This is a genomic window from Microbacterium aurum (assembly GCF_016907815.1).
Taxonomy (GTDB): Bacteria; Actinomycetota; Actinomycetes; order Actinomycetales; family Microbacteriaceae; genus Microbacterium; species Microbacterium aurum.
Genome location: NZ_JAFBCQ010000001.1, coordinates 2672107 through 2688084 on the forward strand (window position 1 = coordinate 2672107; position 15978 = coordinate 2688084).

At 71.5% G+C, this 15978-nt stretch carries 14 protein-coding genes; 3 read left to right on the forward strand and 11 right to left on the reverse strand.

Annotation, left to right across the window (positions count from 1 at the left end):
- Window positions 1–4: 4 nt before the first annotated feature.
- The 10 genes from murG to JOD60_RS13200 form a co-directional block, all read right to left on the reverse strand.
- Window positions 5–1096 (reverse strand): undecaprenyldiphospho-muramoylpentapeptide beta-N-acetylglucosaminyltransferase, encoded by a 1092-nt coding sequence (murG, locus tag JOD60_RS13155; protein WP_076691031.1) that lies wholly within the window; start codon window positions 1094–1096, stop codon window positions 5–7.
- 212 nt (window positions 1097–1308) lie between these two features.
- A complete protein-coding gene (ftsW, locus tag JOD60_RS13160; protein WP_076691032.1) occupies window positions 1309–2598 on the reverse strand; it encodes a putative lipid II flippase FtsW in 1290 nt (429 codons plus the stop codon).
- Window positions 2549–4144 (reverse strand): UDP-N-acetylmuramoyl-L-alanine--D-glutamate ligase, encoded by a 1596-nt coding sequence (gene murD, locus JOD60_RS13165; protein WP_232321611.1) that lies wholly within the window; start codon window positions 4142–4144, stop codon window positions 2549–2551. Before murD ends, ftsW begins: the two co-directional genes overlap by 50 nt.
- Window positions 4126–5235, reverse strand: a complete 1110-nt coding sequence (mraY, locus tag JOD60_RS13170) for a phospho-N-acetylmuramoyl-pentapeptide-transferase (RefSeq protein WP_076691034.1) — start codon at window positions 5233–5235, stop codon at window positions 4126–4128. The genes murD and mraY overlap by 19 nt, the downstream gene beginning before the upstream one ends.
- A complete protein-coding gene (locus JOD60_RS13175; protein WP_076691035.1) occupies window positions 5232–6644 on the reverse strand; it encodes a UDP-N-acetylmuramoyl-tripeptide--D-alanyl-D-alanine ligase in 1413 nt (470 codons plus the stop codon). Before JOD60_RS13175 ends, mraY begins: the two co-directional genes overlap by 4 nt.
- Window positions 6645–6671: 27 nt before the next feature.
- On the reverse strand, window positions 6672–8486 hold the full coding sequence (locus JOD60_RS13180) for a peptidoglycan D,D-transpeptidase FtsI family protein (protein WP_076691036.1): 1815 nt from the start codon (window positions 8484–8486) through the stop codon (window positions 6672–6674).
- A gap of 5 nt (window positions 8487–8491) precedes the next feature.
- Entirely contained in the window at window positions 8492–9100 is a 609-nt protein-coding gene (ftsL, locus tag JOD60_RS13185) for a cell division protein FtsL (RefSeq protein WP_076691037.1), read from the reverse strand.
- Complete coding sequence (rsmH, locus tag JOD60_RS13190; RefSeq protein WP_076691038.1) at window positions 9097–10056, reverse strand: 16S rRNA (cytosine(1402)-N(4))-methyltransferase RsmH; 960 nt, start codon at window positions 10054–10056, stop codon at window positions 9097–9099. The genes ftsL and rsmH overlap by 4 nt, the downstream gene beginning before the upstream one ends.
- A 99-nt stretch (window positions 10057–10155) precedes the next feature.
- On the reverse strand, window positions 10156–10587 hold the full coding sequence (gene mraZ, locus JOD60_RS13195) for a division/cell wall cluster transcriptional repressor MraZ (protein WP_076691039.1): 432 nt from the start codon (window positions 10585–10587) through the stop codon (window positions 10156–10158).
- A 213-nt stretch (window positions 10588–10800) separates the two neighbouring features.
- The gene (locus tag JOD60_RS13200) at window positions 10801–11172 is read right to left on the reverse strand and encodes an SCO2097 family morphological protein (protein WP_076691040.1); all 372 of its coding nucleotides are present in this window, start codon (window positions 11170–11172) and stop codon (window positions 10801–10803) included.
- 81 nt (window positions 11173–11253) lie between these two features.
- Between JOD60_RS13200 and JOD60_RS13205 the strand changes: the two genes are divergently transcribed.
- The gene (locus JOD60_RS13205; protein ID WP_076691041.1) at window positions 11254–12351 is read left to right on the forward strand and encodes a polyprenyl synthetase family protein; all 1098 of its coding nucleotides are present in this window, start codon (window positions 11254–11256) and stop codon (window positions 12349–12351) included.
- A gap of 12 nt (window positions 12352–12363) precedes the next feature.
- On the opposite strand, the gene JOD60_RS13210 is transcribed toward JOD60_RS13205, so the two are convergent.
- Complete coding sequence (locus JOD60_RS13210; protein WP_076691042.1) at window positions 12364–12714, reverse strand: Rv2175c family DNA-binding protein; 351 nt, start codon at window positions 12712–12714, stop codon at window positions 12364–12366.
- Window positions 12715–12881: 167 nt separating this feature from the next.
- Here JOD60_RS13210 and JOD60_RS13215 point away from each other — a divergent pair, with 167 nt between their 5' ends.
- Both JOD60_RS13215 and pknB read left to right on the forward strand, forming a co-directional pair.
- Entirely contained in the window at window positions 12882–13922 is a 1041-nt protein-coding gene (locus tag JOD60_RS13215) for a LysM peptidoglycan-binding domain-containing protein (protein WP_076691043.1), read from the forward strand.
- Window positions 13923–13981: 59 nt separating this feature from the next.
- Window positions 13982–15919: a Stk1 family PASTA domain-containing Ser/Thr kinase gene (pknB, locus tag JOD60_RS13220; RefSeq protein WP_076691044.1), complete on the forward strand. Its 1938-nt coding sequence runs from the start codon at window positions 13982–13984 to the stop codon at window positions 15917–15919.
- Window positions 15920–15978 lie beyond the last annotated feature (59 nt).

Here is a 15978-nt window from a genome sequence, read left to right on the forward strand (position 1 = left end):
GCGGTCAGCGCCCGAGGGCCTCGTCGATCATCGCGATGACGTTCGCCGTGCCGGCGCGCGCGCCCGACCCCTCGGCCGCCTGCCGCATCTCGGCGAGAGCTTCGGCATCGGTCAGCAGCGGCACGATCTGTTCGCGGACACGGGCGGCCGTGAACTCGGCGTCGGGGATCATCAACGCGGCACCGGAGGCGACGGCGGATGCCGCGTTCAGCGCCTGCTCGCCGTTGCCGACGGCGTAAGGGACGTAGACGGCGGGGATGCCGAGCGCCGACAGCTCGCTCACGGTCGCGGCCCCGGCGCGCGAGACCACGAGGTCGGCCAGCGCGAGCGCCAGGTCCATCCGGTCGAGGTACGGCACGACACGGTAGTCCGGCGCGCCCGGGTCGACGAGCTCATCGCGCTCCCCCGCGGCGTGCAGTAGCTGCCACCCGGCCGCCGTCACCGACGACCACGCCTCAGCGAACGCTTCGTTCAGCCGGCGCGCCCCGAGGGATCCGCCGAAGACCAGTAGCACCGGACGCGCGGGGTCGAGACCGAACGATGCCGCCGCCTCGGCGCGCAGCTCGGCGCGGTCGAGCTCGACCAGCTCGCGCCGCAGCGGCATGCCGACGACACGGGAGCCGGGCAGCGGCGTCCCCTCGAACGCGACACCGATGCCTGCCGCCCCGCGGGCGCCGAGCCGGTTCGCCAGTCCCGGGCGTGCGTTGGCTTCGTGCACGACGTAGGGCACCCCTTCTCGGCGCGCCGCGACGTACGCGGGAGCCGAGGCGTAGCCGCCGAAGCCGACCACCACGTCGACGCCGTGCGCGCGGATGTGCGCGCGCACCTGCCGGACGGCGCGGCGCCACGCGAACGGAAACCGCAGGGCCGCGGCGTTCGGTCGGCGCGGGAACGGGACCTTGTCCACCACCAGCAGCTCGTACCCGCGCTCGGGCACGAGGCGAGACTCGAGCCCCTCGCGGGTGCCGAGCACGAGAACGGATGCCGCGGCATCCCGCGCCCGCAGTCCGTCGGCGACGGCGAGCAGCGGGTTGACGTGGCCGGCGGTCCCACCGCCGGCGAGCAGATACGTCGGGGATGCTGAGGCGCTCGTCACCGGATCGAGCCTACCGTCGCGCGACGCCGCGGCTTCCGCCTCGGCCTCGGCGGCCCGAGGCGAGGTGACTACAAGGCCGTGCGGGAGACACGCCGGGGCGGCGCGCCGATCGTGCGGCGTGTCGCCCGGCATCCCTTGCAGTGAGGTCAGCCGGGCCCGCTGGGCACAGTGGATCTGTTCCGTCAGCGCCTCGCGCGGGCAGGATGCCGCCGTCAGCGGCTCGCGCGGGCAGGCCGCCCGGACGCGGCACGCCCGGACGCGGGCGGCGGCGCGAGGGCCGGCTGCGGCAGCGTCCGCGCGAAGGACAGCAGCACGCCGCACGCGATCAGGACCGACAGAAGGGACGTCCCGCCCTGCGACATGAACGGCAGCGGCACGCCCAGCACGGGGGCCAGCCGCAGGACGACGGCGATGTTCAGCAGCGCCTGGCCGACGATCCAGACCGTGATGCCGCCCGCGACGATGCGGATGAACGGGTCGTGGGTCTTGCGGACGATGTGGAAGGCGCCCACCGCGAACAGCGTGAACAGCGCGAGCACCACGAGGCAGCCGATGAGGCCGAGCTCTTCCCCCAGGATCGCGAAGATGTAGTCGTTCGACTGCGCCGGCAGCCACCCGTACTTCTCCCGCGAATTGCCGAGCCCCAGCCCGAAGATGCCGCCGTTGGCGAGCCCCCACACCCCGTGCAGCGACTGGTAGCAGTCGTCGAAGTAACAGGCGGTGGAGTCGACGTTCAAGAAGCTCATGATGCGCCCCATGCGGTTGGGGCTCGTCACCGCGAACACCGCGGCGGCGCCGACGACGAGGATGAGCGGGATGAGGAACAGCCGCAGGCGCACGCCGGAGAAGAACAGGCAGCCGAGCAGGATCGCCATGAGGATCATCGCGGTGCCGAGGTCATGACCGGCCATGACCGTCCCGATGACGAGCGCGCCGACCGGCACCACCGGGATGAACACGTGCCGCCACAGGCCGAGCAGCGTCTGCTTGCGGTACAGGACGTAGCCGAGCCACAGCGCGAGCGTGACCTTGAGGAACTCCGAGGGCTGCATCTGGAGGCCGGCGATGCGCACCCAGTTGCGGTTGCCGTCGTTCTCGATGCCGATACCCGGGACGAAGACGAGCAGCTGGAACACGGTCGTGAGGATGAGCGCCGGCCAGGCGATCTTCTTCCAGAACGACACCGGCAGCCGACTCGCCACGAACATCAGCGGGATGCCGATGACCGCGAACACGGCCTGCTTGAGCACGACTTCGAACGGGCTCTGCCCGTCGGCCAGCGCGGTCGCCATCGTCGCCGACAGCACCATCGTCAGGCCGAACCCGGTCAGCAGCAGCGCCGTCGAGGCGATGAGCAGGAACTCGCTCGGCACCGGCGCGAAGACGCGACCCAGCGAGACGCGCGCGGCGAAACCACGCCCCGAGGCGGCGTCCGAGGCGGATGCGGTCGGCTCAGCCGGCGGCGCCGCGCGGCGGGTCCGCGGCGGGATCGTCGTCGTCACCGGCTCCCCCTCCGTGGCTTCGGTCCTGCTGGTTCTCGTCCCGGTCGACCCGGTCCTTCACGGCCCTGGCGAAACGATGACCGCGGTCGGCGTAGGAATCGAATTGATCGAAGGATGCCGCGGCCGGAGCGAGGAGGACCACGTCTCCGTCACGGGCGATCTCCGCCGCCAGTTCGACGACCTGCGCCATGACGTCTTCAGTCTGAGCGTGGTCGACCTCGAACAGCGGGATGCCGGGGGCGTGTCGTGCGAACGCCTCCGTGATCGGGTCGCGGTCCACGCCGATGACGATCGCGGCTTTCACTCCCCCACCGCGCGCGGCGACGAGCTCGGCGATGTCGACGCCCTTCAGCTGACCGCCGACGACCCAGACCGCTCCGGGGAACGCGGCCAGCGACGACGCGGCGGCGTGCGGGTTGGTGGCCTTGGAGTCGTCCACCCACGTGATGCCCGCCGTCACCGCGACGACCTCGATGCGGTGCGCGTCGAGGCGGAAGGTGTCCAGCGCCGCCGCGATCGCCGCCGGCGGCACATCGAGCGAGCGGGCGAGGGCCGCGGCGGCGAGGATGTTCGCCACGACGTGGGGCGCCGCAAGGCCCCGCGCCGCCAGGTCGGCCACGGTGGTCAGCTCCAGCGCGCGGGTGCGGCGATCGTCGAGGAAGGCGCGGTCGACGAGGATGCCGTCGACGACGCCCAGGTCGCCCGGCCCCGGCACCCCGAGGTCGAAGCCGATGGCGCGGCATCCGTCCACGACGTCGGCTTCTTCCACCATGACGCGGGTCGCGGCATCCGCCTTGTTGTAGACGCACGCGACACGCGTGTTCTCGTAGACGACCGCCTTCGCATCGCGATAGGCGGCGAACGAGCCGTGCCACTGCAGGTGGTCGTCGGCGAGGTTCAGGCACACGCTCGCGTGGGGCGAAAGCGGATCGGGACCGTCCTGCAGCGACAGGTACCAGAGCTGGTGGCTGGACAGCTCCACGACGAGCACGTCGAAGCCGGCGGGGTCGCGCACGGCGTCGAGGACCGGTACGCCGATGTTCCCCACGGGCGCTGCCCGCAGTCCCCCGGCGACGAGCATCGCGGCTGTCAGCTGCGTGGTCGTGGTCTTGCCGTTCGTCCCCGTGATGAGCACCCAGTCCGCGGGCGTGCCGTCGGCGCGCACGACCTTGTCGCGGACGCGCCACGCCAGCTCGATGTCGCCCCACAGCGCGATGCCCGAGGCGCGCACCCACGCGATGACGGGGTGGTGCGGGGCGAAGCCGGGCGAAGCGACGACGACCTCGGGCGCGAACGCCTCGAGCTCGGCGGGCACGGTGTCGAGCGGCCCCGTCCACAGGGTCGCGCCGATCACCGGCAGCAGCCGCGCGTATTCCGCGTCGGCATCCTGCGTCACGACGAGCACCTCGGCGCCGAGCTCGGCGAGCGTGTCGGCGACGGAGAAGCCCGTCATCGACAGGCCGAGCACCGCGACGCGCAGGCCCTTCCAGTCGGCGTGCCAGCTCGTCAGCTCGTCGAGGCGCCCCGTCACAGCGCCGCCAGCCACGCGACGTAGAACAGGCCCACGCCGGTGACCGCGAGCATGCCGGCGATGATCCACATCCGCACGACGATCGTGATCTCCGGCCATCCGCGCATCTCGAGATGGTGATGGAAGGGGCTCATGAGGAACAGACGTTTCCCGCCCGTGGCCTTGAAGTAGTAGCGCTGCAGGATCACCGAACCGGGGCCGATGATGAAGACGCCCGCGATGATGACGGTCAGAAGCTCGGTGCGCGAGAGGATGCCCATCGCGGCGATGACGCCGCCGATCGCCATCGACCCGACATCGCCCATGAAGATCTTCGCCTTCGGCGCGTTCCACCACAGGAACCCGACGAGGGCGCCGACGAAGGAAGCCGCCACGATCGTGAGGTCCATGGGGTCGCGCGTCGGGTAGCAGGCGTTGACGTAGCTGTCCACGAGCGCGTTGCTCATGCAGCGCTGCTGGAACTGCCAGAAGGTCACGAGACTCAGCGCCGAGATGGTGAAGATGCCCGCGCCGGTGGCCAGTCCGTCCAGTCCGTCGGTGAGGTTGGTGGCGTTGGACCAGGCGACGGAGATGAACGACACCCACACCAGGTAGACGATCCAGCCGACGATCACCCCGAGCGCCATGAACGACAGCACCGGAATGTCGCGGAAGAACGACACGTACGGCGAGGCGGGCGTCTGACCGTAGGTGTTCGGGAAGTTCAGTGCCAGGATGCCGAAGGGCACCGCCACCAGCACCTGGCCGACGATCTTGCGCCAGCCCGAGAGGCCGAGGCTGCGCTGCTGACGCACCTTCATGAAGTCGTCGATGAAGCCGACGACGCCGAAGCCGACCATCATCCAGATGACGAGCAGCCCCGAGATCGTGGGCGGCGCGCCGCCGGTCAGGGTGCCGACGACGTAGCCGACGATCGAGCCGAGGATGAAGACCACCCCGCCCATCGTGGGCGTGCCGCGCTTGGCGTGGTGGCTGGGGTTGTGGGCGTCCTCCGGCGTGCGGATGACCTGTCCCCAGCCGAGCTTCTCGAACAGCCGGATGAACAGCGGCGTGAGGAAGAGGGTGAAGGCGAGGGAGATCGTCGCGGCCGTCAGCAGGGATCTCACGAGAACGATTCTCCCAGACGATCGCCCAGATGCCGCAGACCCGCCGAGTTGGAGGACTTCACGAGCACGCGGTCGCCGTCGCGGAGCTCGCCCGACAGGTAGTCGAACGCCTCGTCGGCGGTCTCGAAGAAGACCGCCTCGCCGTCCCACGAGCCCTCGCCGACGGCGGCGAGGTACAGCCGGCGCGCGTCGCGGCCGACGACGACGATGCGCTCGATCCGCAGCCGCACCGCGAGGAGCCCCACCCGGTCGTGCTCCTCCCCGGCATACTCGCCCAGTTCGCTCATCGCCCCGAGGACGGCGACCTTGCGCTGTCCGGGCTCGGCGATCTGCGCGAGGGTGCGCAACGCCGCCGCCATGGAGTCGGGGCTGGCGTTGTAGGCGTCGTTGATGATGCGGACCCGGTCCGACCCGAGCGGCTGCATGCGCCAGCGCTCGGCGATCTCGACGGTCTCCAGGCGCGCGATGCCGTCGCGCAGCGCGACGCCCAGCTCGCGGGCCGCGGCGAGGGCGGCGAGGGCGTTCATGACGTGGTGCTCGCCGAGCACCCGCAGGCGCAGCGGCAGGCGCTCGTCGCCGGCGACGACGACGCAGGTGGTGCCGGATGCCGTGACCTCGACGTCTTCGGCGCGGAGCTCGGCCGCGGTGCTGCGCCCGAACCAGCGCACCGCGACGCCGCGGGCCGCCGCGACGGCGGCCATCGTCACGACGCGCGGATCGTCGGCGTTGAGCACGGCCACACCGCCCGGGCGGACCGCCTCGACCAGCTCGGTCTTGGCCTTCAGGGTCTCCTCCACGCCGCCGAAGCCTCCGGCGTGGGCGAGTCCCACCATGAGGACCACGCCGATGTCGGGGGTCACGAGCCCGGCGAGGCGGGCGATCTGGCCGCCGGCCGCGGCGCCGAACTCACTCACCAGGAACCGGGTGTCGGCGGTGACGCGCAGCATCGTCAGTGGCGCGCCGACCTCGTTGTTGAACGAGGCGCGCGGTGCGACCGTCTCCCCCTCGTCCTGCAGGATGCGGGCGAGGAGGTTCTTCGTCGTCGTCTTGCCGTTGGATCCGGTGATGCCGACCACGCGCAGGTCGCCGCCGGCGCGGACCTGCGCGACGACCGTGCGGGCGAGATCGGCGAGGGCCTGCACCGCGTCGGCCACGACGATCTGGCTGATCGGCGCGTCGACGGGGTGCTCGACGATCGCGAGCGCCGCGCCGGCCTGGGCTGCGGCCGCGACGAAGCGGTGGCCGTCGGTGGTCTCGCCGGGCTTGGCGACGAAGATGTCACCGGGCCCGATGAGGCGCGAGTCGGTGTCGACGGTGCCGTCGACCGTGGTGTCGGGGGTATCGGCATCCGTCGCCTGGAGGCGCCCCGCGACGGCGGCGGCGACCTCGGCGAGTGTCATCCGGATCATAGGGAGTGCTTCCTCACGCGCAGTGCGTCACTGGGTGACCGGCAGCAGCGGGGTGGGCTGGTTCGACGGCATGACGCGGTAGTGCGTCAGCACCTGCGTCATCGCCTTCTTGAAGACGGAGCGGTTCGCCGAGGACATCGTGTTGGTCTTCGGCTCGTTGAACAGCGTCAGAACAACGTACTGCGGATCCTCCGCCGGGGCGTAACCGGCCAGCGACGTCATGTAGAGGTTGTCCTTGTAACCGCCGTGCCCGTCGGGGACCTGCGCCGTACCGGTCTTGACGCCCAGACGGTAGCCGGGGATGTTGATGTCCGCGGCGAGCGTGCCCTGCGCGTAGACGTTCTCCAGCATCTGCGACACCTCGGCCGCGGTCTCCGGCTTGATGACCTGCACCGGGTCGGGAAGGTCGGGGGTGACGACCGTGCCGTCGGCCTTCGTGCACGACTCGACGAGCTGCGCGGGCATGCGCACCCCGCCGTTGGCGATCGTCTGGAAGACGCTCGTGACCTGGGTCGGGGTGACGGTGAAGGCCTGGCCGAACGTCGTGGTGTAGTAGGTCTGGTTGTCCCAGTCCTTCGCGTCGGCGGAGAATCCGGTCCGCGGTGCACCCGACCAGTCGAGGGCGTCGCCGCCGCCGACGCCGAAGCGCTGGAGGTAGTCCTGACGCACCTCGGGCGCCACCGTCGTACCGAACTGGCTCATGGCGACGTTCGATGACTGCACGAGACCGCCGGTGAGGGTCAGGTTCTCGGTGGGGTGACTCTCGGAGTCGTTGATGACCGCGCCGTTGGGGAACTCGATGCGGTCGGGCGTGACGACGGTGGAGGTCGGGGTGAGCCCGGCCTGCTCGATCGCCGTCGCCGCGGTGACCGGCTTGAACGTCGATCCCGGCTCGTACGCGACCCGCAGCAGGCGCGAGCCCCGGTCGTCGGGAGATGAGGCCCCGGGATCGTTGGGGTCGACGGAGTTCGTCTCGGCGAGCGCCCGGATCTTGCCGGTCTTGGCCTCCATGACGATGATGCCGCCCCAGTCCGCCTGGTAGCGGGCGGTCTCCTCGCTGATCAGCTGCTGCATGAACCACTGCAGGTCGCTGTCGATCGTGAGCTTCAGCGTCCCGCCGTCCACGGCCGGCTTCTCCACCTCGGTGCCGGGGATGATGACCCCGTCGGCGCCGCGCTGGTAGGTCAGCGATCCGTCCTCGGCGGCCAGGCACGAGTTCTGCAGGCCCTCCAGTCCCTCCAGCGGCGTGCCGTCCGAGCCGACGAACCCGATGAGGTTGCCGGCGACGGCGCCGTCGGGATAGATCCGAGACGGATGCGGCGGGAACGACAGGAACGGCAGCTTCAGCCCCGCCAGCGTCCGGTACTCCTCCGTGGACACCGACTTCTTCACGACGGCGTACTGGCTGTCCGCGTCGGCGGCGAGGGCGTCGGCGACGATCTTCTCCACGTCGGCCGCCGACTGCCCGGTGACGCCCGCGATGTCGGCGGCGAGCTCGGTCCAGGGCACCATCACGGTCTCGCCCTTGTCGTCCTTGACGGCTCGGCCGTCGTCATCCTTCTTCGCGATCCCCTTCACGGCCAGGGACGGGTCGATCTGCACGTCGTAGCGCAGCGTGCTCGAGGCGAGGACCGTGCCGTCGGTGTCGACGATCTCGCCCCGCGCGCCGTACAGCGGCTGCTTGGCGCCGGTCGCGAAGCTCTGCGAGTCGTTGATGTGGTCGTTGGCGTTGACGACCTGGATGTCGACCAGCCGCACGACGAAGGCGGCGAGGACCGCCAGGACGACGGCGAGGGCGACGACGGTGCGCCGACGCGGGCTTCGAGTGGCTCGGGTCGTCATACAGATCAGTGTGTGGCGGGGGTGGGAAGACCGTCGGCGATGGCAGGGGGTGTCGTCGTATTGACGATGGCGTCGTCGACGACGCTGGCGCCGCCGCCGAGGCTCGCGGCGGGGTCACCGGCTAGCGGAACCCCGCTGACGAGAGCGTTTCCGACGGCCGCCTGCGTCAGCGCGTTGATGGCGCTGGCGCCGCTGAGGCCGGCCGCGGTGCCGATGACGGCGTTGTCGCTCAAGCGCAGGTACGTCGGCGCCTGCCCGGTCAGCATCCCCATCGCCTGCGCGTTCGCCGCGAGGTACTGCGGCGAGCTCAGCCCGGCGACGTCGTCCTGCAGCATCTGCTTCTGCCAGTCCAGGTCACGCTGCTGCGAGGTCAGTGCGGAGAGCTCGTACGAGGTCTGGGTCGTGAGGATCGACAGCCCCATCTGCGCCGCGGCGATGAGCACCGCACCGGCGACGGCGACGATGCCGTACAGCATGCGCGGACGCCGCCGCGGCAGGGGCTGCTCGAGGGCGCGCAGTCGCTCGCCGCGGGCGGGACCACCCGGGCGGGTGCGGGACGGCAGCTCGGGAAGACCCGCCAGCAGGTCGACGGAACTCTCGGCCGGAATGCTCATGCCGCCTCCCTCACACGCTCGGCCGCGCGCAGGCGCACGGGGGTGGCGCGGGGGTTCTGCGCCTTCTCCTCATCGGTCGCGAGTTCCGCACCCTTCACCACGAGACGGAACCGCGGTGCGTGCTCGGGAAGCTCGACCGGCAGCCCCGCCGGTGCCGTGGATGCCGCGGCATCCGCGAACACCCGCTTGACGAGGCGGTCTTCCAGCGACTGGTAGCTCATGACGACGATGCGCCCGCCCACGCGGAGGGCGTCCATCGCCGCCGGCAGTGCCCGCTCGAGCACGGCGAGTTCGGCGTTGACCTCGATGCGCAGCGCCTGGAACACCCGCTTGGCGGGGTGGCCGCGGCCCTCGCGCTGGACGGCGGCGGGCGTCGCGGCGATGAGGATGTCGACGAGCTGACCGGAGCGCGTGATCGGCGCCGTCGCGCGGGCGGCGATGATGGCGCGCGCGTAGCGGCCGGCGAGCTTCTCTTCGCCGTACCGCTCGAAGATGCGGCGCAGGTCGCCCTCGCCGTAGGTCGCGACGATGTCGGCGGCCGTCGTGCCGGCGGTCTGGTCCATGCGCATGTCCAGCGGGGCGTCCTGCGCGTACGCGAACCCGCGGTCCGCCTCGTCGAGCTGAAGCGAGGAGACGCCCAGGTCGAACAGGATGCCGTCGACGCGCTCGACGCCGGCACCGGCCAGAGCCGCGGCGATGCCGTCGTAGACGGTGTGGACGAGCGTGACGCGGTCGCCGAAGCGGGCCAGGCGCTCCCCCGCGATGCGGAGGGCGTCGGTGTCGCGGTCCAGGCCGATGAGGCGGATGCCGTCGAACCGCTCGAGCAGCGCCTCGGAGTGTCCGCCCATGCCTTCTGTGGCATCCACGAGCACGGCACCGGGCCGGGCGAGGGCGGGCGCCAGCAGCTCGACGCAGCGCTCGAGCAGGACGGGGGTGTGGATGTCGGAGAAGGTCATGGTCTTCGCGGGATCCGATCCGGAGTCGTGATCCCCATCCGCCGCGACCTGGCACCGGGGAAGTGTGTCAGGGCGTGCGGCTGGGAGTCACGGCCACGGTCAGAACAGGCCCGGGATCACCTCCTGCTCCATGTCGGAATAGCTGTCTTCGTTGCCTTCGGCGTAGGCGTTCCACGCCTCGGCATCCCAGATCTCGGCGTGCGCGCCGACACCGGTGACGACGAGTTCGCGGCCCAGGTTCGCGTAGGTGCGCAGGTGCGGCGGGATCGTGATGCGGCTCTGGCTGTCGGGCTTCTCGTCGCTCGCTCCGGAGAGGAACATGCGCTGGAAGTCGCGCGCCTGCTTGTTCGTCAGCGGCGCCTCGCGGATCTTCTCGTAAACCCGCTCGAACTCCTTCGTGCTGAACACGTACAGGCAGCGCTCCTGACCGCGGGTGACGACGACGCCGTCACCGAGGTCGGTGCGGAACTTGGCCGGGAGGATGACGCGCCCCTTGTCGTCGAGCTTGGGGGTGTAGGTGCCCAACAGCATCGGCCACTCCCCCTTCCTCCGGCCCGATCCAGGTGCGCACCACTTTACTCCACTTCCCTCCACTTCACTATCGATTTCTCGGCGGATTCCTCCCCCACTCCCCCACAGACGCGAAAAAACCGCCCACACGCAAGAAAGCACCGACCCGAAGGTCGGTGCTTGGTCGTGCGTGTGGCGGGGGGCGCTCCGCCGGGCGGAGTCAGTCGGCGGCGATCAGCGGTCGCCCTGGCGGCGATCCCACCGGTCGTTCATGCGATCCATGAAGGATGCCGACGACGACCCCGGCTTCGGCTTCTTCTCACCGGAGCGGGGCGTGGCGGCGGCGAACCCGCGCGCGGGCGTGACGGCGAGGACGACGCCGGCGACCATCACGAGGAAGGCGATGACACCGATGACGATGATCCCCGAGGAGACGCCGGCGATGAGGCCGCCGATGCCGAGCAGCACGAGGATCGTGCCGTAGACGATATTGCGGTAGCTGAGGGTCTGCCCATCACGAGGCGCACTGACGACATCGGCGTCCTTGTTCATGAGATGGCGTTCCATCTCATCGAGCAGACGCTGCTCCTGCTCTGACAGAGGCATTGCCTCCCCCTCCTCGCCGTACGGGTGTCGGCCTCGTGTGCGCTCGATTCTACGCGTGCACTCGAGAACTAGGCTAGGCCCGTGACCGCGTCTCCCGTGCCGATCGAGGCTGTTTCCCAGCGACTGGAGAGGTTCGTGGCCGACCAGCGCGCGCAGTGGCGCGACGGGGGCGCCGAAACCGCGGCCTTCTTCGACGCCGCGGCCGCCGCTCTCACCGGCGGCAAGCGCCTGCGCGCGCGGTTCTGCCTCACCGGCTGGCAGGCCGTCGCGGAGCACCGGGGCGGCGCCCCGCGCTCCCCGCAGGCGCCGGACGAGGTGCTCGCGGCCGCCGCGGCCCTGGAGATCTTCCACGCCGCCGCGCTCGTGCACGACGACCTCATCGACAACTCCGACACCCGTCGTGGCCACCCCGCCGCCCACCGGGCGCTGGAGAGCGCGCACCGGACCTCGCGCTGGGCGGGGGATGCCGCGGCGTTCGGCCGCTCCGCCGCGATCCTTCTCGGCGACCTCCTCGTCGCCTGGAGCGACGACCTGCTGGAGGAGGGACTGCAGGGCGCGGTGCACGCGGCATCCGCCCGCGCCGTCTACGCCCTGATGCGGCGCGAAGTGACGGTCGGGCAGTTCCTCGACATCGCGGAGGAGGCCGCGTTCGTCACGGCCCCCGACGACGAGCACGCCGACCGCGCGCTGCGCGTCGCGTCGCTGAAGTCGGCGCGGTACAGCATCCAGCATCCGCTCCTGCTCGGCGCCGCACTGGCGGGCGCCGACGAGCGCCAGAGCGCCGCACTCGCCGCGTTCGGGCACCCCCTGGGGCTCGCCTTCCAGTTGCGCGACGACGTGCTGGGGGTCTTCGGCGACGCCGCGGTGACCGGCAAGCCCTCGGGAGACGACCTGCGCGAGGGCAAGCGCACGCTGCTCATCGCCTACACGCGCGAACGGCTCGCCCCCGGGGCGCGGCAGGTCTTCGACGAGCTGATCGGAGATCCGTCGCTGGATGCCGGGCAGATCGCCGCCCTGCAGCAGACCATCGCCGACACCGGCGCGCTGGAGCGGGTCGAGCAGGCGATCACGCGGTTCGCCGACGAGGCCGACCGCGCGCTGCGCGGTGCGCCGCTGGGGACACCGGCGGTCGGGGCGCTGCGCGATCTCGCGCGCGACGCGACGGCGCGCACAGCCTGACGCCGCGGCGGCTCAGGCCAGCGTCTGTGCGACGCGGCGGACCTCGCTCTTGCGCCCCTCGCGCAGGGCGTCGATCGGCGGACGCCCGATGGACTCCTCCGGTGCGAGCAGCCAGTCGATGACCTCGTCGTCGCTGAACCCGGCATCCTGCAGCACGATCACCGTGCCCCGCAGCGACGCCAGCGGGCGGCCGTCGAGGATGAACAGCGACGGCACCGCGAACGCGCCCTGGCGGCGCGAGCCGACCAGGTGCTTCTCGTCGAGCAGCCGGCGGATGCGGCCGAGCGGTTCGCCGAGCGTCTCGACGAGTTCGGGGAGGGTGAGCCAGTCGGTGGCGGCGGATGCGGCGGTGTCGTCGGTCACGGTTCCACTATTCCACTCTCGGGCTCGTCGTGCGCCGCGCGTGCGCCGCTCGTGCGGTGCCGGAGCGCGCTGAAATCACATCCGTCACAGCAGTCACTTCTTATAACACTCGTTGACAGCAATTGACATCCGTGACACGGTAGCGGGGTCGAAGAAGGGGGTCCGCCTTGCGACTCGCACACCTCTCCGCCCGCCTCACCACCCCCGCCGCCATCGTCGGCTCGGTGGCGCTCACGCTGACCGCCGCGCCCGCGGCGGTCGCGACGGCCGCCGCGGGTGCGGACGCGCACGCGACGCAGCGACAACCGGCTGACCGCGCACTGCCACGCTCTGCCGCCGCGGCGTCCTTCCACGCCACTGGCGCCCGCGCCGTCGGCGCCGTCGGCGATGCCGCGACCTACACCGTGCAGTCCGGCGACACGCTGTGGGCGATCGCCCGCGCCCACGGCACGTCGGTCGCGGCGCTCCAGGAGGCGAACGGTCTCGGGGCGGCGACGCTGATTCGCCCGGGCCAGGTTCTCGCGCTTCCGGGAGCCGTCGCCGCAGCATCCCCCGCCGCACCCGCGCCCGCGCCGGCACCGGCACCGGCGACGACGCACACCATCGCCGCGGGCGACACCCTCTGGGCGATCGCGCGGGCCCACGACACGACCGTCGCGGCGCTCCTCGCCGCGAACGGACTCGCCGACGGCGCCATCATCTACCCGGGCCAGACTCTCACGATCCCCACCGCGGCGCCGGCCGCGGCATCCGCCCCGGCCGCAGCCACCCCCGCGGACCCCGCGGCGGCGCCGACCGTCGTGCTCGACGCGGAGCAGCAGGAGAGCGCGCGGCTCATCATCCGGGTCGGTCGCAGCCTCGGCGTCTCCGACCGGGGCATCGCCATCGCGCTGGCGACCGCGATGGTGGAGTCGTGGCTGCGCAACCTCGACTGGGGTGACCGCGATTCGCTGGGCCTGTTCCAGCAGCGTCCCAGCACCGGATGGGGAACGGAGGCCGAGGTCAGCGACCCCGCGCGTGCCGCGGCGGCCTTCTTCGGCGGCCCCGCCGACCCCAACGGAACACGCACGCGGGGCCTCCTCGACATCGCCGGGTGGGAGTCCATGGAGTTCGGCGCAGCCGCCCAGGCCGTGCAGATCTCGGCCTACCCGGAGCGGTACGCGCCCTGGGAGCCGCAGGCCTACGCCTGGCTCGCGGCGCTCGGTTGATGCACGGCCGGGGTGAGGCGCTCCCGGCCGCGGCGACATCCGCTCCCTAGAATCACAGGGTGAGCACGAGCCAGCAGACCGACCCGCTGATCGGCCGTCTGGTCGACGGCCGGTACCGGGTGCGTGCTCGCATCGCCCGCGGCGGCATGGCGACGGTGTACGTCGCGACCGATCTGCGGCTGGAGCGCCGCGTCGCCCTGAAGGTGATGCACAGCCACCTCTCCGACGACACCGTGTTCCAGAGCCGGTTCATCCAGGAGGCGCGCGCCGCCGCGCGGCTCGCCGACCCGCACGTCGTGAACGTGTTCGACCAGGGCCAGGACGGCGAGATGGCGTACCTCGTCATGGAGTACCTCCCCGGCATCACGATGCGCGAGCTGCTGCGCGAGCAGAAGCGGCTGTCGATCCCGCAGACGATCACGATCATGGATGCCGTGCTGTCAGGCCTCGCCGCCGCGCACCGAGCCGGCATCGTGCACCGCGACGTCAAGCCTGAGAACGTGCTGCTCGCGGAGGACGGCCGCATCAAGATCGGCGACTTCGGCCTGGCCCGCGCGACGAGCGCGAACACCGCGACCGGGCAGATGCTGCTCGGCACGATCGCCTACCTCGCCCCCGAGCTCGTCACCCGCGGCACCGCCGACGCCCGCAGCGACATCTACGCGCTCGGCATCATGCTCTACGAGATGCTCGTGGGCGAGCAGCCGTACAAGGGCGAGCAGCCCATGCAGATCGCCTACCAGCACGCGACCGACTCGGTCCCCCGCCCGAGCGCCCGCAACCCCGCCATCCCAGAGCAGCTCGACGAGCTCGTCATGTGGGCGACCGAGCGCAACCCCGACGACCGCCCGACCGATGCCCGGGTCATGCTCGACCGGCTGCGCGAGATCGAGAAGGACCTCGGAGTGTTCCCGCACGTCGTACGGGCGCCCGCTCCCGGTGTCATCGCGGTCGACGACGGGGTGGACTCGGGCGAGCTGACCAAGGTCATGCCCGGCACGTTCACCGCCCCGACCGTGACCGACCACGTTGACAACGCCACCCGCCTGCGGCGCCGCGCCCGCCGCAACACCCGCAAGGGCGCGTGGCTGGTCGCCTTGGTGCTGCTGCTGACCGGGCTCGCAGGAGGCGCGGGCTGGTGGTTCGGCTCGGGGCCGGGGTCGCTCGTCATGGTGCCCGACGTCACCGGGAGCACGATCGAGGAGGCCACCGGCATCCTCGCCGAGCACGCGCTCGTCGCCGTGCCGGGCCAGGACTACAGCCGCGACGTCCCGCTCGGGCAGGCGATCCGCACCGATCCTGAAGCCGGCGCCCGCGTGGCCAAGGACGCGCAGGTGACGGTGGTCATCTCGCTCGGGCCCCAGTCGCACGACATCCCGGCGCTGGCCGGGCAGACGCTGGATGCCGCGACGCAGACCCTGTCGGAGTTCTACATCACGGCATCCGGAGATCCCGCGCGGTTCTTCACCGATGCGGCCGAGGGCACCGTCATCCGGGCGCTCGTGACGCCGCCCGGCGGCGGCGACGCCGTCGACTGCACGAATGGATGCACGGCGCTGGAGGGCTCGACCGTCACGTTCGACGTCTCGGCGGGACCCGTCCCGGACGTCGTCGGCGACACGCAGGATGCCGCCATCGCGGCGCTGGAGGCCGTCGGCTTGAAGGCGTCGGTGACGGAGGACTTCAGCGACGACGTCGAGGAGGGCCGGGTCATCAGCGTCGGGACGCGCGAGGACGGGGGGCCGTTCCAGCCGAACGACGCCGTCCCGCTCGTGGTGTCGAAGGGACCGCAGCTGTTCGACGTGCCGAACGTCGTCGGCATGACCCGCGACAAGGCCAAGAGCACGCTCGAGGCGGCGGGGTTCAAGGTCAGCGGCATCGTGTTCCCGTGGAACATCGCCGTCAACGACCTCACCGAGGTGGTGTCGCAGAACCCTGCCTCCGGCTCCTACCGTAAGGGCACGACCGTCGAGATCTCCCTCGACGTCCGCCAGTAGGCCCGCCCCTGCCCGCGTGGGCTGACCGGTGGCTGACGCGCGCCGGCCACCCCGACGGC